Source organism: Brevundimonas sp. GW821-FHT12E07 (assembly GCF_058807035.1).
The window spans coordinates 614,841-633,829 of sequence record NZ_JBXAQH010000001.1 but is presented as its reverse complement, the minus strand read 5'-3'; the positions used below and the strand labels follow the sequence as shown (position 1 = coordinate 633,829).

The following is an 18,989-nucleotide window of genomic DNA, read 5'->3' as shown; positions in this document are numbered from 1 at the left end:
CGGGCGCCCGTCTATGTTCCAGATTATCGGCATTGTGCTGCTGTTCGGCCTCGTGTTCGGCAGCTTCCTGATGTCCGGCGGCAAGATGGACGTGATCCTTCACGCCGCCCCGCACGAACTGATGGCCATCCTCGGCGCCGGCGTCGCGGCCTTCCTGATGGCCAACTCGATCGGGGTCATCAAGAGCGCCATGGGCGGCTTCGGCAAATGCTTCGCCGGGCCGAAGTGGAAGAAGCAGGACTACAAGGATCTGCTGTCCCTGCTCTTCCAGCTGACCAAGACGATGAAGTCCAAGGGCGTCATCGCCCTGGAAAGCCACATCGAAAAGCCCGGCGAATCCAGCATCTTCCAGAAGTACCCGAAGGTGATGAAGGACCATTTCGCCATCGACTTCATCTGCGACACCCTGCGGATGATGACGATGAACCTGGAGGATCCTCACCAGATCGAGGACGCCATGGAGAAGCAGCTCGAGAAGCACCACCACGAGGCCGCCATGGCCCCGCACGCCTTGCAGAATCTCGCCGACGGCCTGCCCGCGCTCGGCATCGTCGCGGCCGTGCTCGGCATCATCAAGACCATGGGCGCCATCACCGAACCCCCGGCCGTGCTGGGTGAGATGATCGGCTCGGCGCTCGTCGGCACCTTCCTCGGCGTGTTCCTGGCCTATGGTCTGGTCGGCCCGTTCGCGGCGCGCCTGAACGCGATCGTCGATGAGGAAGCCGCCTTCTACAAGATCATCCAGTCGGTTCTCGTCGCCCACCTGCACGGCAACGCGGCGCAGATCTCGGTCGAAATCGGCCGCGGGGACATCCCCTCGGCCGCCCAGCCTTCCTTCGCCGAGATGGAAGAGGCCCTGGCCGCCGCGCCTGCGGACTAAGCCCTCCGCCGACTGACGGAACACAGTCCACTCAAGCTCGTTCACCCCGCGAGACGATCGCGCGAGCCGATGACGGCGGGCCGTTCCGGCCCAGGCGATCTCGTCCGGGAGAACGCCATGAAAAGACTGATGATCCTCGCCGTCGGCGCCGCCGCCCTGTCCGTCGCCGCGTGCCAGAAGCCCGCCGAGGAGACGGCGCCCGCCGCCTCGACCGACGCGATGTCGGCGTCCGACGCCGGTTCCAACGCCCCGGCCAGCTCCGGCGCCATGTCGGCCTCCAGCGGGTCTTCGTCGAACGCGCCCGCAGCAGGCGGCGCTATGGCCCCGGCCTCTTCGTCCTCCATGGCCCCCGCCCCGACGACAACTCCGCCGACGACCCAGGAAACCATCGCCGCGACCAAGGGCACCCTGTCGCCCGCCGGCGCCTCAAGCGGCCCGACCGCCCCGCACTGACGGCCGAGCCTGTAACCGTTCGCCCCTCGCCCGCGTAGCTGGGTCGAGGGCGCGGACGGAACGCCCCTCGCAAGCTTCAACGGCGCGGCGCATCGCCTCGCCGAACCAACGACAGAGGGAACTCCTGATGACCGCTCGCCACCTGATACTCGCCGCCGCCGGCCTCGCAGCCCTGTCCATCGCCGCCTGCAAGCCCGCCCCGGACGAGAAGGCCGAGGCCCCGATGACGCCGGCCGCGGAAGGGTCGATGGCCCCCGCCTCCGACAGCGCCATGGCGCCGGCCGCCCCCGCCGCCCAAGGCTCCATGGCGCCAACCGACGGCGCGATGGCGCCCTCCAGCGGCGCGATGGCCCCCGCCCCGGCCGCTCCGGCCGACAAGATGGCTCCGGCCGCGCCCGCCGACGGCACAATGGCCCCGAAGCACTGATCACTTGACGGGAGGCCGCCGGTTCGACCGGCGGCCTCCCGGCTTGCCTCTGTCATCCGGCTTGCGTTACGCCGAGGCGCGGGCCTGAACGCCCGTGTCGTCGGGAGCCTGCCATGACCCTCCGCCCGCTGCTGGTCGCGTCCCTGTTCGGGACCGCCCTCATCGTCGCCGCCTGCCACTCCGATCACCCCGAACAGAGCGCAGCCGCCTCGGCGGAAGCCGCCGCCGCGTCCGCCGATCAGGCGGCCTCGGACGCCGCCAAGGCCGGGGCCGACGCGGCCGCCGCCAGCGAAGCCGCCCTCCAGGCCGGGACCCAGGCCGCCGAGGCCGCCGGAACGCCAGAAGCCGCGCCGCAACCGGCGGCCCACTGACCCGGGTCGAGACCCGACGACCGATCGTCGCACCTCAGGCCGACGATCACGAACGCGTGAGTTTTTAACTTGCGATTTCGCTCACGGGGGCGTCTGCTCCTCGATGCGGGGCTTGAAGATCCCGCGGAAAAGGAAGGAATTCCCCATGACCATTCGTCACCTGATGGCCCTCTCGGCCGCCGCCGCCGCCGCCCTGGCCATCACGGCCTGCTCGGCCAAGCCCGAGGAAAAGGCCGCCGACGCCGCCGCTGATTCGGCCGCCGCCGCCGACACCGCCGCGGACGCCGCCGCGACCGCCGACCAGGCCGCGACCGACGCCGCCGCCGCTGCGGGCGAGGCCGCTTCCAGCGCCGCCGCCGCCACCACGACGGCTCCTGCCGCCGACGCCCACGCCGCCCCGGCCGAAAGCGCCATGGCGCCGCACGCCCCGGCCCCGGCTCCGGAAAAGCACTAGATCTTGTGAAGAGCCCCCGGATCGAGGTCCGGGGTTTCGACGGAAAGGGGTCGCCTTCGGGCGGCCCCTTTTTCGTATCCGCCGTCGTCCGGGCGGAGGGGCCAGTGTAGGAGAGCGTCATGCTCCCCGATCCCGACACCACCGGACATGCCGACCTGACCTGGTCCGAGGACGGCGCGCCGCGCTCCGCCCGGTTCGGCGACGTCTATTTCTCCAAGGACGACGGCCTGGCCGAGAGCCGCGCGGTCTTCCTCGGCGGTTGCGGCATGCCGGAAGTCTGGGCAGGCCGGAAGACGTTCACGGTCGCGGAGCTGGGCTTCGGCACCGGCCTGAACATTATCGCCCTGCTGGACCTGTGGCGGCGCGAGGGCCCTGCGGACGGCCGCCTCAATATCTTCTCCATCGAGGCCTTTCCGCTGACGGCGGAGGAGGCGGCGCGTGCTCTAGGCGCCTGGCCGGAGGTCGCCGATATCACCGCCGCCCTCATCGCGGCCTGGCCGGCCGGAACGCCTGGCTTCCACCGGATCGATCTGCTCGATTTCCGCGCCACGATCGACCTGGCCGTCGGCGACGCCGCCTGGGCGCTGGAGGAGTGGCAGGGGCAGGCCGACGCCTGGTTCCTGGACGGCTTCTCCCCGGCCCTGAACCCCGGCATGTGGTCCGACGCCGTCATGGACGGGATCGCCGCCCGGTCGGCGCCCGGCGCGCGGGTCGCGACCTTCACCGTTGCCGGGGCCGTGCGACGCGGCCTGTCGGAACGCAGCTTTCAGGTCGAGAAACGCCCCGGCCACGGGCGCAAGCGCGAACGTCTCGAGGCCCGGTTGCCCGAAGCAGAGCCCGCGGCCTGCGTGCCAGCTTCGGTCGCCGTCATCGGCGGCGGGATCGGCGGAGCCTCGGTCGCCCGCGCCCTGAAGGCTCTCGACATCCCGGTCGTCCTGATCGAGGCGGAACGGCCCGGCGCCGGGGGATCGGGCTTTCCGGCGTCTCTGGTCACGCCCCGGCTCGACGCGGGCGACGCGGTCATCGCCGGTTTTCACGCCCAGGCCCTGGAGCGCGCCCGCGCCCTCTATCAGGCGACGCCGGGCGCCGTGATCGCGCCGGGCGTGACCCAGCTGGAGCAGTCCGAGCGCGACGCCGTGCGCTTCGCCAAGGTCGCGGCCCAGCCCTGGTGGCCCGAGGACGCGATGACGGCGTCTGAAGGCGGCCTGCACATGGCCGGCGCCCTGACCGCCGCGCCCCCGCGGATTCTGGACCACTGGCTGGATGGCATCCCGATCGTGGCGGGCCGGGTCGCACAGATCGCGCGCGACGGCGCGACGATGCGTCTGCTGGATGCGACGGGCGCCGTTCTGGCCGAGGCTGAGGCCGTGATTCTGGCCGCCGGTTGGGCCGCTGCCGAAGTGGCCCCCGAGCTGAAGCTGCGTCCCGTGCGGGGTCAGGCCGATTGGGTCGAGGTCGATCCGGCGCCCGAGGCCACGGCCTGGGGCGGCTATCTGGCCCCGACCGGATCCGGCTTTCTGTTCGGCGCCACCCACGACCGCGACGAGACGACGACCGAGGTCCGCGCCGGGGATACGGAGCGCAACCGCGCGGTCCTCGCTGCCCGGTTCCCGGACCTTGCCGTACGGATCGAAACCGAGTCGACCCAGGCCCGTGCGGCGGTTCGCGCCACCACCGCGGACCGGTTGCCGGTTTGCGGCGCGCTCGACGATGGTCTCCATGTTCTGGGCGGTCTGGGGTCGCGGGGCTTCTGCGTCGCCCCGCTCCTGGGCGAGCATCTGGCGGCCCTGATCGCGAACGCCCCCTCGCCCCTGCCTCGTGGATTTGCCGCGCGCCTGTCGCCGCAGCGATTCAATCCCGTCCTTGCCCCCCGGTCCGCCTGAGCGCAAAATCGCGCGGACTGCCTGAACCCAATGCGCCGAAGGAGGCCGCCGTGCGTCAGTCCCTGCTGGTTCTCGTCCCCGTCATCGGCCTGATCGTCGGTTCGGCCGCCGCCCCCAACGGGAGTCGGGCCCGGGCCGAGACGCCGGAAAGACAGTGCTTCTCCCAGCAACAGGTCGACAATTTCCGCTCCGGCGACGGCCCCATCCTGTACCTCAAGGTCCGCGGCTCAGGCGTCTATCAACTGACCACGGCGGGTGGGTGCCTCGACCTGGACCACGCCAGCCGGCTGGCGATCGTATCAGAGATGGGTGGAAGCCGTCTGTGCACGGACGAGTGGGCGACCCTGGCGGTGCCGGGCTCCGCCGCGCCGCTTCAGACCTGTCGCGCCCGTATCGACAAGAAGCTGACCGAGGCCGAAGTCGCCGCCCTCCCGGCCCGCTACCGCCCCTGACGGGCGGCCGAAACCCCGAAAAGTGGATGCGACCCGGTCAGTCTGGAAGGGACTTAAGCGACCGGGCCGCCCCGTCCGAACGTACTGTGTCCGGACACGAAGCATTCTATGCGCCAAGGCCGCGCATCGCGTCCTAACTTTGGTACAAATCTCGACGCCTGAGGGGTAAATCGCACCCGCGACGCGTCGGGATCAGGCGGCGCGGCGCTTTCCGCCCATCAGCATCGCCAGGACGGCGCCGAGGGTCGCGGGCAGATCCGGACGGGCGACGACCTTGTCGACCATGCCCTTTTCCTGAAGATATTCCGCACGCTGGAAGCCCGGCGGAAGTTTCTCGCGGATGGTGCTTTCGATCACCCGCGCCCCGGCGAACCCGATCAGCGCGCCCGGCTCGGCCAGATGGACGTCGCCCAGCATGGCGTAGCTGGCGGTGACGCCGCCGGTGGTCGGGTCCGTGAGAACCACAACATAGGGCAGCTGGGCCGCCTTCAGCTCCTGCACAGCCAGGGTCGAGCGGGCCATCTGCATCAGGCTGAGCGCGCCCTCCTGCATCCGCGCGCCGCCCGCGGCGGTGAAACAGACCAGCGGGACCTCACGGGCGATGGCGGCGTGGGCGGCGGCGACGAAGGCCTCGCCCGCGGCGGTGCCCAGCGACCCGCCCATGAAGCTGAAGTCCTGGACAATGACCACGGCGGGCGTGCCGTCGATCTCGCCGAAGCCGATCATCATCGTGTCCTTGCGGCCGGCCGCCTTGCGCGCTGCGCCGAGGCGATCCTTGTAGGACTTGCCGTCCGAGAATTTCAGCGGGTCCTCGGGCACATCGGGCGTGTCGATCGCCTCGAACTGTCCGTCGTCGAAGGTGTAGCGCAGCCGCTGTTCGGCGTTCAGCCGCATGTGACGGCCCGACGGCGTCACCCACAGGGCGGCCTCGAGGTCCGAGCGATAGAGCATCTCGCCCGAATCCGGATCCTTGACCCAGAGATTGTCGGGCGTCTCGTTCGTCCGGCGGCTGACGATCTTGCGCACGCCCGGAGCGAAGCGGGCAAGCCAGCCTCCGCGGGGCTTTTCAGGATGGGGTTTGTTATCGGCCATGGCGGGTCTCTAGACGGTTTCGCCCACGCGCGCACCCCGTACGGCGTCGCCGAGAGCCTTCACCTTCGCCAGAACGCGCGGGGCGGCGGGTTCGTTCGCGGCGAGCGCCGAGGCGACCTCCTCGACCAGGACCGAGCCGACCACCACGGCGTCGGCGACGCGGGCGATCTCGGCGGCGCGCTCGGGCGTCTTGACCCCGAAGCCGACGGCGACCGGCAGGCCCGAAGCCTTGCGAACCCGCTCGACGGCGGGGGCGACCGAGACGGCCTGCGCCTCCTTCACCCCGGTCACGCCGGCGACGGAGACATAATAGACAAAGCCCGAGGTGCGCCGCGCGATGACCTTCAGACGGGCGTCGTCCGAGGTCGGGGTGGCCAGACGGATCAGGGAGACGCCGTTCGCGTCCAGGGCGTCGGACAGCGGGTCCGCTTCTTCCGGCGGGCAGTCGACCACGATCAGGCCGTCGATGCCCGAGGCTGCCGCGTCACGCGCGAAAGCCTCATAGCCGTGGCTCTCGATGGGGTTCAGATAGCCCATCAGGATCACCGGGGTGTCGGCGTCGGTCTCGCGGAAGGCGGCGGCGAGCTCAAGCGTACCCTTCAGCGTCAGCCCGGCCTTGAGGCCGCGCTGGGCGGCGCGCTGGATCGGCGGACCCTCGGCCATGGGGTCGCTGAACGGGAAGCCCAGCTCGATGATGTCGGCCCCGGCTGCGGGCAGGCCCTTCAGGATCTCCAGCGCCTCGTCGCGCGAGGGATCCCCGGCCATGACATAGGCCACGAAGCCGGCCCGGCCCTCGGCCTTCAGCGCGGCGAAACGGGCGTCGATACGGGCTGTGGTCATTGGGCGGGCGCCGCCGGGGCCGGACGGTTGGCGCAGACGTCGCCGGGAATGGTCGCGAAGGCGAAATAGCCGGGAGCAGCCGGAGCGGCGGCGCGGTTCGGATCGGCGAAGGCCAGAAGCTGGAAGCCCATGCAGCCGCCGCCTTCCTTGCGCTTCACATAGACGGTCAGGTTGTTCTCGCCGCCCGCCGCGAGCCAGCCCTGCTTCTGGAAGGCCTGATCGTATTGATCGGCGACCGTCTGCATCGCCGCCTGGGTGGTCTGAACGCAGAAGGCCTGGCTCGCGATCGCGGCGTTGCCGCCGCAGGTCGGATCGCCCGCCGTGCCCGAAACCTGGGGAATGTCGAGGTCGAGCAGACCTGTCGGTGCGCCGGCGACGGGCGCCGAGGGTGTCTGGGCGGGCGCGGGGGCCGGAGCCGGAGTGCGGGTCGTCTGCCCCCAGGGCACGGCGGTCCCGGCGGCGACCTGGGGCGCCGGGGTTCCGGCCGAAGCGGCGCCGGCCGAAATCAGAAGCGCCGTCGCGGCGGTGGTCAGGATTTTCATGCTCACAACTCCACACCCAGATATTTCGCGACCTGGAAGATATCCTTGTCGCCACGGCCCGACATCAGCAGGACCACGTCGCCGCCCTTGCCCACTTCCTTGGCGATCTCGCCCGTCCGGGCCAGGGCGTGGGAGGGTTCAAGCGCGGGGATGATCCCTTCGAGTTTCGAACACAGCTGGAAGGCGTCCAGCGCCTCCTGATCGGTCGCCGAGCGGTATTCGGCGCGGCCGATGTCGTGCAGCCAGGCGTGCTCGGGCCCGATGCCCGGATAGTCGAGGCCGGCCGAGATCGAGTGGCCTTCCAGGATCTGGCCGTCGTCGTCCTGAAGCAGATAGGTGCGGTTGCCGTGCAGCACGCCGGGCCGTCCGCCCTTCAGCGAGGCCGCGTGATCCGGCGTATCCAGCCCGTGGCCCGCCGCCTCGACCCCGATCAGCCGCACGCCAGCGTCGTCGATGAAGGGATGGAAGGCGCCGATGGCGTTCGACCCGCCGCCGATACAGGCGACCACGGCCTCGGGCAGCTTGCCCATCTGGGCCATCGACTGGCTCTTGATCTCCTTGCCGATCACCGACTGGAAGTCGCGCACCATCATCGGATAGGGGTGCATCCCGGCCGCGGTGCCGATGATGTAATAGGTGTCCTCGACATTGGTCACCCAGTCGCGCATCGCCTCGTTCATCGCGTCCTTCAAGGTCGCGGCGCCGGCGGTGACGGGGAAGACCTCGGCCCCCAGAAGCTTCATGCGGAAGACGTTGGGCTGCTGCCGCTCGACATCGACCGCGCCCATATAGACGGTGCAGGGCAGGCCGAAGCGGGCGCAGACGGTCGCCGTCGCCACCCCGTGCTGGCCTGCGCCGGTCTCGGCGATGATCCGCGTGCGGCCCATGCGGCGGGCCAGCAGGATCTGGCCCATGCAGTTGTTGATCTTGTGCGCGCCCGTGTGGTTCAGGTCCTCGCGCTTCAGCCAGATCCTGGCCCCGCCGAAATGCTCGGTCAGGCGCTCGGCGAAATAGAGCGGGCTCTCGCGGCCGACATAGTGGGTCAGGAAGCCGTCCAGCTCGGCCTGGAAGCTCGGGTCCGCCCTGGCCGCCGCATAGGCCTCGTCCAGCTGCAGCACCAGCGGCATCAGGGTCTCGGGCACGAACCGGCCGCCATAGGGACCGAAACGGCCCTCGGCGTCGGGCTGGGCGTAGGCGTTGGGCAGAATGGCGTTCACAGGCAGACCTTCACGCGGGGAGGCGTCGGAATTAGGACCGCGCCGCCTTCAGAAACGCCGCGATCCGGGCCGTGTCCTTAACACCCGGGGCGCTTTCCACGCCAGAGGACACGTCCACGAGGGGCGCACCCGAAATCCGGACCGCCTCGGCGACGTTGTCGGGGTTCAGCCCGCCCGCCAGGAACCACGGCCTGCCGAACGTTCGTCCGGCCAGCAGGGACCAGTCGAACGAGGCCCCCACCCCGCCCGGCAGGTCCGCGCCCTCGGGCGGTTTGGCGTCGAACATCAGATGGTCGGCGAAGGGCTCCCAATCAGCAGCCGCGCCGAAATCGTCGGCGGTGCGGATCGGCAGGGCCTTGATGATCCCGGCGCCGGTCAGGGTGCGGACCTCTGCCGCCCGCCCGGGCGCCTCGGAGCCATGCAGCTGGATGAAGTCCGGCTTCAGGGTCGCCGCGATCTCGCCCAGCAGGGCGTCGTCGGGATTGACCACCACCGCCACGATTTTCGCCCGATCCCGCGCCCGCTCGAACAGGGCCGCCGCCTCGACCGGCGCGATGTTGCGCGGGCTCCTGGCGAACACCACCGCGCCCACGAACAAAGCCCCGCCGTCCAGCGCCGCGTCCAGCGTCTCGGAAGTGGTCAGGCCGCAGATCTTCACGCCGATGGTCATGCCCCGCAGGTGCGCGGCGGGCGGGCTGAGGTCAAGACCCGGCGAAGATCGCGTCGATCTGCGCCTGATCCAGCAGCCGCCACTCGCCGGGGGGCAGATCGTCGGGCAGGCTCAGGCCGCCCAGCCGTTCGCGGTGCAGGGCCTCGACGTGGTTGCCGACGGCGGCGAACATCCGACGGACCATGTGATAGCGGCCCTCGGTCACCGTCAGCCGGGCCTCGGTCGGCGAGAGCACTTCCAGATACGCGGGCGCCAGCTGCTTGTCCTCGCCCTCCAGCACCAGACCGCCCTGTTCGAACAGGGCCGCCTCCGTCCCGACCAGAGGCCGGGCTAGGGTCGCGCGATAGACCTTGGCCACATGCTTCTTCGGGCTGATCACCCGATGCAGCAGGTCGCCGTCGTCGGTGAGCAGCAGCAGGCCCGAGGTCTGTTTGTCCAGCCGCCCGATGGTCGAGATGGCCGGATCGCGCCGCCGCCAGCGCTCGGGCAGGACGTCATAAACCAGCGCCCCGTCCTCCTTGTGCGAACAGGTCATGCCCAGCGGCTTGTTCAACAGGATGACCAGACCGGGCGTGGGATCGAGAGGCTCGCCGTCGATCTCCATCCGCGACGACAGGTCGGCCGTCACCGGAATCCGCTTCGACACATCCGTCAGATCGACGCCGTCCAGCACAATGCCCCCGACCTTGCCCAGCCGCGCGATCTCGGTCCGCGAGCCGTAGCCCATCGAGCCGAGCAGCTTGTCCACCCGGCTGGTCGGAACTTTTTTCATTGCGCTATCGCCCTTCGGGCTACTTGAGCGCGGGTCACTTCGTCGCCTCGAACAGCTTGTAGCCGCCGCCGTCGCCGACCGGGGTCACGCGCTTGAAGGCGTCCTTCAGCTCAGCCTCATAGGGTAGGTGGCGGTTGGCGACGAGCCACAGGACGCCGCCCTTTTTCAGCATGCCAGCGGCCTTGCGGATGAAGGCCTGACCCAGCCGCCGGTCCTCGGCGCCGCCGTCGTGGAAGGGCGGGTTCATGACCACGAAATCCAGATCGCCGCCTTCGTCGAGCGTGCGGACATCGGTCCAGTCGAAGGTCGCGCGCGGGTCCTCGACATTGCGTTTCGCGGCCTCGACCGCGCGGCGGTCGGTGTCGACCAGCTTCAGCGCCGTCACCGCCGGCGAACGCAGCACCACGGTCGCCAGCGCGCCGTAGCCGCAGCCCAGATCGGCGCCCGATCCCTTCAGCGGCGGCAGAACCTGGGCCAGCAGGGCCGAGCCGCCGTCGATCCGGTCCCAGGCGAAGACGCCGGGTTGCGACCAGGCTTCCAGCCCCTCGACCAGACGCGGCGCGCCGGCTTCGATGGCGGCGTCGATCCCGGTCATCGCCTCCGGCTTGATGACGACGCAGCGGCGGTGGTGCGCCTTGGCCGTCTCGCCGATCTCGACGCCGAACGCCTCCAGTTCCTTCTTCAGCCGCGAGCCGCCCTTGTCCTTGGGGGCCATGACGTCGAGCCGCCCGCCGACCTTCAGGGCCTTCAGGGCGAGCGCCAGCGTATAGCGCCGCTCCAGCACGCCGGGCGGGGCATAGATCATGATCTCGTCGACCGAGCCAGGCGCGAGGCTTTCCAGCGCGGTCGAGGCCGGGATCAGGGGCGAGGTCTGGGTCGCGGCGCCGGGCGGATCGAAGACCAGCGGCGGCCGTCCATAGAGGATCGTGTTCATCGCGGCGCCTATAGCCGGTTCCGGCCGGAACCGGAACCGCTAGCCCTGGGCGAGAAGAGCCTCGACCTCGTCGCGCGTCGGCAGGGACGGCTGGGCCCCGGCGCGGGTGGCGGCGACGGCCCCGGCGGCGCAGGCGAACTTCAGCGCGTCCGCCGGCTCCATCCCGTCCAGCAGGGCCACGGTGATGGCCCCCACGAAGGCGTCGCCGGCGCCGGTGGCGTCCACTGCCGTGATCTTGGGCGGACTGGCCCAGGCGATCTTGACCCCGCGCTGGTACATCTCGGCCCCGCGCGCGCCCTGGGTGATCACCACCCGACCGCCGCCGTGATGCAGCAGGTCGCCGTAGAAGGCCGCCTCCACCTCATTGACCACGATCAGGTCGGCGCGGCGCAGCAGGGCCTCGGACACCGGGGCGGCGGGGGCCAGGTTGGCGCAGACGAAGCCCACGGCGCGCCCGACGGCGGCCTCCACCGTCGCGATCGGCAGCTCCAGCTGGACGATCAGCGGCCCCTCGATCCGGGCCGGCAGCTGTTCCGGCGTGACCATGTGGTTGGCGCCCGCCGCCACCACGATCTGGTTCTCGCCCGAGGGATCGACGGCGATCAGGGCGACACCGGTCGGGGCGGCGATATCGACCTCCACCCCCGCCAGATCGACGCCGAAATCCTCCATCAGGGCCAGGGCCACGCCCGCCATGCCGTCGTCGCCGACCCGGCCGATCAGGGCCACTTCGGCGCCCAGCTTCTCGGCCGCCAGAGCCTGATTGGCGCCCTTACCGCCCGGATGGCGCATCAGGGTCGCGCCCGTCACCGTCTCGCCCGGCGCCGGCAGGCTGGGGGCGGAGGCGACGAAGTCGAGGTTGATCGAGCCGACGACGGTAATGTTCATCCGACGGCCTTTCTCTGCGGGGCGGCGGCCTTCAGCGTCGCCGTGATCAGGTCGAACACCCCCTGCCCGTCCGCCTGCGTCGCCCAGTGATGGCGCGCGGTCGCGGGGTCGATGCGGAACTCCACCGCCGTATGGCCGCGGGTCAGGTCGGACGCCGTCTCGACCGCGATCCGGCACGGCCGGGTCTCGAACAGCTCGGGCTTCAACAGCCAGGCGACGGTGCAGGGGTCATGCAGCGGCGCCGCGTCCCAGCCGACGATGGTCCGTTCGATACGCTGGGAGAAGCGCAGCATCGAGGCCGTGGCCTCGGCGGCCGGAGTGCCGATGGCCTCGATGGCGGCGATACGGGCCTCGGTGGCCCGCACCTGATGGGTGGCGTCCAGACCCATGACGATCATCTCGCAACCCGAGGCGAAGACCTCGGCCGCCGCATCCGGGTCGGCCCAGATGTTGAACTCGGCAGAGGCAGTGATGTTGCCGCCCTCGCTGCGCGCCCCTCCCATGACCACGACACAGCCGACATGCGCCGCCAACCGGGGCTCCTTGCGCATCGCCAGCGCCACATTGGTCATCGGCCCCATGACCGACAGGGCGACCTCGCCCGCCGGACGGCTCATGACCAGATCGATAATGGCGTCGACCGCGTGTGCCTCGGCAACGGGCGCATCAGGCTCGAAGACGGTCAGGTCGCCCGTCCCCTCCAGCCCGTGGAACTCCCCCGCCCCGGCCGGTTCGCGCACCAGAGGGCGTTCGGCGCCTGCATGGACCGGCACATCCTCGCGCCCGGCGATCTGGCGCATGATCCGGGCGTTGCGCGCCGTCGCGGTCACCGGGACATTGCCGCCCACCGTGGTCACCGCCAGCAGTTCCAGCTCCGGTGCGGCGAAGGCGAGGAACAACCCCACGGCGTCATCCACCCCGGGGTCGCAATCGATAATCAGGCTACGCGTCGTCATCGCGACAGGTTTGGCGAGGGTCGGCGCGAAGGGCAAGCGATCTCAGCGGCAGGCGTCCACACAGACCTGCGCCAGCACCTCGGCGGAATCCACCAGAGGCACGGTCACCTCCCCCGCGCCGAGCAGCAGCGGCACCTCGGTGCAGCCGGCGATGACCACATCGGTGCCGCGCGCGACCAGGGCCGCCGCCAGTTGGGCCATCCGCGTGCGCGCCGCCTCGCCCATGTCGCCCGCCTTGACCCCATAGACCCGGGCCATGAAGGCGTCGCGGTCGGCGCCTTCCAGCACCACCGGCTCGATCCCCGCCGCCGTCAGAGCCGCCGTATAGAGGGCCTCGCCCCCCGGCGTGGCGAGGATGCCCGCCCGTTTCGCTCCCGTCGCGACCACCGCCGCCGTCGTCTCGGCGATCATGTCGATGAAGGGCAGACCGGCCGCCCGGATGCCGGCGCCTTGCGCGTGCGCCGTATTGCACGGCATGGCGATGACCTCGGCGCCGGCGTCCCTCAACCGCGCCGCCATCTCGCCCAGCACCGCCTCGGCCTGATCGGGCGTCCTGTTCCGGTCCGGCACCTGGGGGTTCATGTCCATCAGGACGCGGATGTGATCGGCGTCGCCCTCGGCCGGCGTCAGGGCCTGAACCCGCGCCAGAAACGCCACCGTCGCCGCCGGCCCCATGCCGCCGAGCACGCCCAGCACCTTCATCAGAGCGAACCCTCGATCTCGCCCTGATAGCCGAACAACCCTTGAGCCCCACCGGTGTGCAGGAAGACGACCGTCTCGTTCTCGAACCGGCCGGCGCGGGCCAAGGCGATCAGCCCCTTCATCGCCTTGCCGGTATAGACGGGATCCAGAACGATGCCGTCGGTGCGCGCCGCCAGCTTGAGCGCCTCGATCACCGCCTCGTCGACCAGCCCATAGCCCGCGCCGACATAGTCGCAGTCGGCGACGACCATGGCGTCGGTGACCGTGTCGGGACGGCCCAGCAGGGCGGCGGTTTCCTTCGCCAGCTTGAGGACATTGGCCTCCTGCTTCTCCTTCGGCGCCCGGACCCCGATGCCCAGCACCGGGATGTCCGCGCCCATGACCGCCAGACCGGCGACCAGACCCGCATGGGTCCCGGCGCTGCCCGTCGCCGTCACGATCCGGTCGACTTGCATGTCCAGCTCATCGGCCTGGACCACGATCTCGCGCGCGCAGTCGACGTATCCCAGCGCCCCGATCGGGTTGGAGCCGCCGCCCGGGATGACATAGGGCTTGGCGCCGCGCTTCCTGACCGCCTCGGCCGTGATCTCCAGCTCGGCGACCATGTCAGAGCCGCCCGGCACGGTGCGGATCGACGCATCGAACAGCCGGTCCAGCAGAACATTGCCGTTGCGGGTATAGTCGGTCGCCTTCGACCCGGTGCGTTCCTCGAGGATGATCTCGCACTTCAGCCCGTGGGCCGCGGCGGCCGCCGCCGTCTGGCGCACATGGTTCGACTGCACCGCGCCCTGCGTGACCAGGGTGTCGGCCCCCTGTTCGAAGGCGTCGCCCAGCAGAAACTCGAGCTTCCGCGTCTTGTTGCCGCCCCCGGCCAGACCCGTGCAGTCGTCGCGCTTGATCCACAGCTCGACGCCGAGCGCCTCGGACAGTCTCGGCAGCGGCTCCAGCGGCGTGGGCAGATGGGCCAGTCGGACGCGGGGGAAGCGGGCGAGGTGCATGAGGGGGCTCCGGTTTGCGAACCCCTCCTACGCCCTCGAAACGACCGTGCGAAGACGCCTAGACCGCCTCGGCGTGCTGCAGGCTGACCGCCGCCTTGAGCGCCTCGACGATCAGGGCCGCCGAGGGGAAGTCCGACGCCATCAGATCCTCCAGCACCGGGGCGGCCTCGGGCGTCACCACGGCGTTGGCCATGGCCCAGCGGCCGAACTCGCGCGTGGTGATGTTCTCACGCTCCAGCAGCTTGATGTCCTTGTGGCGCGGGTCCCGCTCCAGCCGGCGCAGCAGGCCGTCCAGGGTGGTCGCCGCGCCTTCCACCACCTGCACATAGCGGCCCTTGTGCGCGGCCAGGGCGCCGGTCAGTTCGTCGCGGTCATTGTTGCGTTGGCTTTCGCCGAGGATGGAAACGAGGTTGAGCAGGGAGGTCGTGCTACCGGTGGCCGTGCTGCGATACACCAGTCGTTGGAGCGTCTTTGTCATGGCGTTCCTGGGGAGGGGGAAGCGGGGGATTTACTAGGAAACGACCATTTCCTGTAAACATTGCCAAACCCATAAGAGCCTGAGCTACAAGGGAAATATAACAACTCTCGCTTGCGGGTGAGTGAAATTCGCCTTAAGCGCGCTCACATTCCGCGCCTACCACCGGAACGTCTCCGGTTGAGCCTCGCGCCCGATTGCCCTAGGGTCATTGCGTTCTCCCGGGGGCGGCATTCGAGCCGCTGAGATTGAGGTAGCCCTCTGACCGGCCGAACCTGATCCGGGTCATGCCGGCGAAGGGATGAGTACGCTTCCGGTCCGCACGCCACAGGACCCATTTGTAATTCCCGACGTCGGCGGAGCCCTCAACACCTGAGGCCGCCATGAACATTCAAGTCACCCCGCCCGCGCTCCCCGAAGAGCCGAACGTCGAGCTCGCGCTCAAGGACGCCCGCGAACAGGTGATGGCGGAGACCGGGACCATCCCGACCGGCGAGCGCGCCGGGTCGAAGAAGGTCTATGTCTCGGGCGAGCTCTTCCCCGACATCCGCGTCCCCTTCCGCGAGGTCGCCGTCCACCCGAGCGCCAATGAGCCGCCGGTGACGATCTACGATTCCTCCGGCCCCTACACCGACCCGACCGTCACGATCGACATCAAGAAGGGCCTGCCCCTCGTCAAATCCAGCTGGCAGCTGGACCGCGGCGACATCGCCCCCGTCCTCGAGCCCCGCGAGGTCAAGCCCGAGGACAACGGCCACGCCTCGGGCCGCCACCTCGCCCCGCGCTTCGACGTCTCCAACCACAAGGTGTTCAAGGGCGTCGAGGGCCGTCCGGTCACCCAGTACGAATACGCCAAGGCCGGGATCATCACGCCCGAGATGGAATATGTCGCCATCCGCGAAAACCTGCGCCGCGAGCAGAACGCGCCGTGCATCCGCGACGGCGAGGACTTCGGCGCCGCCATTCCCGACTTCGTGACGCCTGAGTTCGTGCGCCAGGAGATCGCCCGCGGCCGGGCCATCATCCCGCACAACATCAACCACCCCGAGGTCGAGCCGATGATCATCGGCCGCAACTTCCTGGTGAAGATCAACGCCAACATCGGCAACTCGGCGGTCCTCAGCTCCGTCGATGACGAGGTCGACAAACTGGTCTGGGCCACCCGCTGGGGCGCCGACAACGTCATGGACCTGTCGACCGGCCGCAACATCCACAACATCCGCGACTGGATCATCCGCAACTCCAGCGTCCCCATCGGCACGGTGCCGATCTATCAGGCGCTGGAGAAGGTCAACGGCATCGCCGAGGACCTGACCTGGGAGGTCTATCGCGACACCCTGATCGAGCAGTGCGAACAGGGCGTCGACTATTTCACCATCCACGCCGGCGTCCGCCTGCCCTTCATCCCGATGACCGCCAAACGCGTCACCGGCATCGTTTCGCGCGGCGGCTCGATCATGGCCAAGTGGTGCCTGAGCCACCACAAGGAGAGCTTCCTCTACGAGCATTTCGAGGAAATCTGCGACATCATGCGCGCCTACGACGTGTCGTTCAGCCTCGGCGACGGCCTGCGTCCCGGCTCGATCGCCGACGCCAATGACGAGGCCCAGTTCGCCGAGCTGCGCACCTTGGGCGAGCTGACGAAGATCGCCTGGGCCAAGGGCTGTCAGGTGATGATCGAAGGCCCCGGCCACGTGCCGATGCACAAGATCAAGGCGAACATGGATGAGCAGCTCAAACACTGCCACGAGGCGCCCTTCTATACCTTGGGCCCGCTGACCACCGACATCGCCCCCGGCTATGACCACATCACCTCGGCCATCGGCGCGGCCATGATCGGCTGGTTCGGCACGGCCATGCTCTGCTACGTCACGCCCAAGGAGCACCTCGGCCTGCCCGACCGTCAGGACGTCAAGGACGGCGTCATCACCTACAAGATCGCCGCCCACGCCGCCGACCTCGCCAAGGGCCACCCGGCTGCCCGCACCCACGACGACGCCCTGTCACGCGCCCGGTTCGAGTTCCGTTGGGAAGACCAGTTCAACCTCGGCCTCGACCCCGAAACCGCCCGCAAATACCACGACGAGACCCTCCCCAAGGAAGCCCACAAGACCGCCCACTTCTGCAGCATGTGCGGCCCGAAATTCTGCTCGATGAAGATCAGCCAGGACATCCGCCGGGATGCGGCGGCCCAGAACGACGCGGGCGCGAGCCTGTTCGAGGCGGAGGCCGGAATGGCGGAGATGTCGGCCAAGTTCCGCGCCGGCGGCGGGGTGGTGGAGGTGAAGGTGTGAGGCGACAACTTTAACCTGCTGCCTTCATTCGCTCTTCGAATAAGAAATTCACCCGCCCTACGGTTCTAAGAAATGTAAAAGAGCTTTCTATCAAAAGCAGGAAGAAGAAAAACTTCGCTAAATAATAGCTAGTCGACTCGGCAAAAATCATCGGGCCCTTCATCAGGCCGAGCGACTTCTGCCCCGCGACAAATTCTGCTGCAGTACCCCAAACATTTGGAATCATCAAAGCCAAGGCACAGAGAAGCCCCGTCAAGGCGGTCAAATTAAAATAGGAAATATTCCAAAACAATTCTTTTGATAGAAGTGAAATTTGCTCCTGCCTCAGGTCTTCTTCTATGGAAGACGCTATAGTTTCCGTTTTGTTCCCCGACTGAACGAGGAAAAACATAACGCTGAAGCTGAAGCCGATTAAGATCGCCTGAACTGTAATTACTGCGTCAAGCAGATCATTGGCGTCGCCTTGAATCAGAAGCGCAAGACCGAGCGACAATCCCAAAAATAAAGTATTCCGCAATCCGTGTCTATGAGGCCGGTTAGTTCTAAAATCGTAGAATGTAGACCTGTTGTCTTTGTATATAGACCAAGCTCTGTTGATCATCTCCGACGACCTATAATTTCTTTGCGAAGAGCGGTCAGCATCGCATCCCGCGTCTGACCAAGCTCAGGATGACCATCAACATTGAGGTCAACGTCTAGGTTAAATCGCGTAGCCACGTCACCAGCTTCTATGAGGTGAATAACCTTCCTCTTCTTGCCAACCATAGCAATAATTGTTGCGTCCTCAATATCGGAGTCCTGCACACTGATAAGGTCGCTATCGTTCATCATCTGAGCGACTGCATGCCGAACAGCATGCTGCCCTTGATCAAGCGCGGGATAGACTCGCTTCGCTACTTCAGCCTCAAAACCATCGTCTCGACTAGCTTTCCTGAACACCACAGCCGTTCGCGATCCGATCCCTCCCCTATGGGCAGTAGTTTTGCCTTTATTTGATATCTGGACGTTGATGGCGATTGGACGCGCATTTGTATACGCCGCTGCGCCTAGGCGAATCGAATGTGATACGATGGACTTCGGGTTACCCAGAAGATCTTGAAGTGTGTTGCTAAGAGCTTGATACCCGCCAAAAAGACCGAGGTATTGGCTACCAACATAGATCTCTCCCGCCTCCGACAAATACAACGTGTAGGCGAACGGCCTCAGACTTATGCTCTCCGCCGGAATAGTGCCTTTAGCAGTGTTCTCATACGCATGGCCCCAATATCCTGACTTGAAGGTACCAAATGCGGTCCGCGCATCGATACGCTGGACTGGACCAAGTGGCGCAACAAATCGGAAGCGAACTCGGTCAGCAATTTTTGGGTCGTCCATATCGAGTTGGGGGCAATTCTCGATCTTGCTGACAAGGGTGTCAAAGTCGCTTTGGGTGAATGGCGTGACGACACGCTCGCTATTGGCCCCTTCCCGCGTTCGCACGAAGTAGTGAAAAGTGGCCGTGACTGCCTCGTTCTTTTTGGTCGCCACTTAGATACCCTCGTAATTTGACAACGACTTTGAGTTGCGCCGAGCTAGTGGTCAATAGGACATTAACTTGGCTGCGACCGTAACTGTCGCGCCACGGACGCGGGGCTCGACGTCCGTGCTCACTGCCTGACCACAGCCTCTCTGCGCCGACAGCATTCCGCG

At 67.9% G+C, this 18,989-nt stretch carries 22 protein-coding genes and 1 riboswitch; of the genes, 8 read left to right on the top strand and 14 right to left on the bottom strand.

The window, feature by feature from the left end; translation table 11 throughout:
• The first annotated feature begins 13 nt into the window (after window positions 1–13).
• The 7 genes from motA to AC1ROD_RS03205 all read left to right on the top strand — a co-directional run bounded on the left by motA (window position 14) and on the right by AC1ROD_RS03205 (window position 4,920).
• The gene (motA, locus tag AC1ROD_RS03235) at window positions 14–880 is read left to right on the top strand and encodes a flagellar motor stator protein MotA (RefSeq protein ID WP_492946814.1); all 867 of its coding nucleotides are present in this window, start codon (window positions 14–16) and stop codon (window positions 878–880) included.
• 117 nt (window positions 881–997) lie between these two features.
• Window positions 998–1,333: a hypothetical protein gene (locus AC1ROD_RS03230; RefSeq protein ID WP_492946813.1), complete on the top strand. Its 336-nt coding sequence runs from the start codon at window positions 998–1,000 to the stop codon at window positions 1,331–1,333.
• A gap of 127 nt (window positions 1,334–1,460) precedes the next feature.
• Window positions 1,461–1,760 carry a hypothetical protein gene (locus AC1ROD_RS03225; protein ID WP_492946812.1) on the top strand — a complete coding sequence of 100 codons (300 nt, stop codon included), beginning with the start codon at window positions 1,461–1,463 and terminating at the stop codon, window positions 1,758–1,760.
• Between the two features lie 113 nt (window positions 1,761–1,873).
• Entirely contained in the window at window positions 1,874–2,131 is a 258-nt protein-coding gene (locus tag AC1ROD_RS03220) for a hypothetical protein (RefSeq protein WP_492946811.1), read from the top strand.
• Window positions 2,132–2,276: 145 nt separating this feature from the next.
• Entirely contained in the window at window positions 2,277–2,585 is a 309-nt protein-coding gene (locus tag AC1ROD_RS03215; RefSeq protein ID WP_492946810.1) for a hypothetical protein, read from the top strand.
• Between the two features lie 119 nt (window positions 2,586–2,704).
• Entirely contained in the window at window positions 2,705–4,468 is a 1,764-nt protein-coding gene (gene mnmC2, locus AC1ROD_RS03210; protein ID WP_492946809.1) for a tRNA (5-methylaminomethyl-2-thiouridine)(34)-methyltransferase MnmC2, read from the top strand.
• Window positions 4,469–4,518: 50 nt separating this feature from the next.
• Complete coding sequence (locus AC1ROD_RS03205; RefSeq protein WP_492946808.1) at window positions 4,519–4,920, top strand: DUF6491 family protein; 402 nt, start codon at window positions 4,519–4,521, stop codon at window positions 4,918–4,920.
• A 192-nt stretch (window positions 4,921–5,112) separates the two neighbouring features.
• On the opposite strand, the gene accD is transcribed toward AC1ROD_RS03205, so the two are convergent.
• From accD to AC1ROD_RS03145, 12 genes are read right to left on the bottom strand one after another with little or no spacing between them, the layout of a single operon-like run.
• On the bottom strand, window positions 5,113–6,012 hold the full coding sequence (accD, locus tag AC1ROD_RS03200) for an acetyl-CoA carboxylase, carboxyltransferase subunit beta (protein WP_492946807.1): 900 nt from the start codon (window positions 6,010–6,012) through the stop codon (window positions 5,113–5,115).
• Between the two features lie 9 nt (window positions 6,013–6,021).
• Window positions 6,022–6,852, bottom strand: coding sequence for a tryptophan synthase subunit alpha (gene trpA / locus AC1ROD_RS03195; protein ID WP_492946806.1), 831 nt, complete (start codon window positions 6,850–6,852; stop codon window positions 6,022–6,024).
• Window positions 6,849–7,394 carry a hypothetical protein gene (locus tag AC1ROD_RS03190; RefSeq protein WP_492946805.1) on the bottom strand — a complete coding sequence of 182 codons (546 nt, stop codon included), beginning with the start codon at window positions 7,392–7,394 and terminating at the stop codon, window positions 6,849–6,851. Before AC1ROD_RS03190 ends, trpA begins: the two co-directional genes overlap by 4 nt.
• Window positions 7,395–7,396: 2 nt before the next feature.
• A complete protein-coding gene (gene trpB / locus AC1ROD_RS03185) occupies window positions 7,397–8,611 on the bottom strand; it encodes a tryptophan synthase subunit beta (RefSeq protein ID WP_492946804.1) in 1,215 nt (404 codons plus the stop codon).
• 31 nt (window positions 8,612–8,642) lie between these two features.
• A complete protein-coding gene (locus AC1ROD_RS03180) occupies window positions 8,643–9,281 on the bottom strand; it encodes a phosphoribosylanthranilate isomerase (protein WP_492946803.1) in 639 nt (212 codons plus the stop codon).
• Window positions 9,282–9,312: 31 nt separating this feature from the next.
• On the bottom strand, window positions 9,313–10,053 hold the full coding sequence (locus tag AC1ROD_RS03175; RefSeq protein ID WP_492946802.1) for a pseudouridine synthase: 741 nt from the start codon (window positions 10,051–10,053) through the stop codon (window positions 9,313–9,315).
• Between the two features lie 34 nt (window positions 10,054–10,087).
• Window positions 10,088–10,987 carry a class I SAM-dependent methyltransferase gene (locus tag AC1ROD_RS03170; RefSeq protein WP_492946801.1) on the bottom strand — a complete coding sequence of 300 codons (900 nt, stop codon included), beginning with the start codon at window positions 10,985–10,987 and terminating at the stop codon, window positions 10,088–10,090.
• 39 nt (window positions 10,988–11,026) lie between these two features.
• Window positions 11,027–11,875: a ribokinase gene (locus tag AC1ROD_RS03165; RefSeq protein ID WP_492946800.1), complete on the bottom strand. Its 849-nt coding sequence runs from the start codon at window positions 11,873–11,875 to the stop codon at window positions 11,027–11,029.
• Window positions 11,872–12,831, bottom strand: a complete 960-nt coding sequence (locus AC1ROD_RS03160) for a nucleoside hydrolase (RefSeq protein WP_492946799.1) — start codon at window positions 12,829–12,831, stop codon at window positions 11,872–11,874. Before AC1ROD_RS03160 ends, AC1ROD_RS03165 begins: the two co-directional genes overlap by 4 nt.
• A gap of 42 nt (window positions 12,832–12,873) precedes the next feature.
• Window positions 12,874–13,533 carry a cysteate racemase gene (cuyB, locus tag AC1ROD_RS03155; RefSeq protein ID WP_492946798.1) on the bottom strand — a complete coding sequence of 220 codons (660 nt, stop codon included), beginning with the start codon at window positions 13,531–13,533 and terminating at the stop codon, window positions 12,874–12,876.
• On the bottom strand, window positions 13,533–14,531 hold the full coding sequence (gene cuyA, locus AC1ROD_RS03150) for a D-cysteate sulfo-lyase (RefSeq protein WP_492946797.1): 999 nt from the start codon (window positions 14,529–14,531) through the stop codon (window positions 13,533–13,535). Before cuyA ends, cuyB begins: the two co-directional genes overlap by 1 nt.
• A 58-nt stretch (window positions 14,532–14,589) precedes the next feature.
• Complete coding sequence (locus tag AC1ROD_RS03145; RefSeq protein WP_492946796.1) at window positions 14,590–15,009, bottom strand: BLUF domain-containing protein; 420 nt, start codon at window positions 15,007–15,009, stop codon at window positions 14,590–14,592.
• Between the two features lie 208 nt (window positions 15,010–15,217).
• Window positions 15,218–15,326: riboswitch (TPP riboswitch) on the top strand.
• A 144-nt stretch (window positions 15,327–15,470) separates the two neighbouring features.
• Between AC1ROD_RS03145 and thiC the strand changes: the two genes are divergently transcribed.
• Window positions 15,471–17,300 carry a phosphomethylpyrimidine synthase ThiC gene (gene thiC, locus AC1ROD_RS03140; protein WP_492947727.1) on the top strand — a complete coding sequence of 610 codons (1,830 nt, stop codon included), beginning with the start codon at window positions 15,471–15,473 and terminating at the stop codon, window positions 17,298–17,300.
• A 10-nt stretch (window positions 17,301–17,310) separates the two neighbouring features.
• On the opposite strand, the gene AC1ROD_RS03135 is transcribed toward thiC, so the two are convergent.
• Both AC1ROD_RS03135 and AC1ROD_RS03130 read right to left on the bottom strand, forming a co-directional pair.
• Window positions 17,311–17,799 (bottom strand): hypothetical protein, encoded by a 489-nt coding sequence (locus AC1ROD_RS03135; protein ID WP_492946795.1) that lies wholly within the window; start codon window positions 17,797–17,799, stop codon window positions 17,311–17,313.
• A 98-nt stretch (window positions 17,800–17,897) separates the two neighbouring features.
• The gene (locus AC1ROD_RS03130; RefSeq protein WP_492946794.1) at window positions 17,898–18,827 is read right to left on the bottom strand and encodes a hypothetical protein; all 930 of its coding nucleotides are present in this window, start codon (window positions 18,825–18,827) and stop codon (window positions 17,898–17,900) included.
• Window positions 18,828–18,989 lie beyond the last annotated feature (162 nt).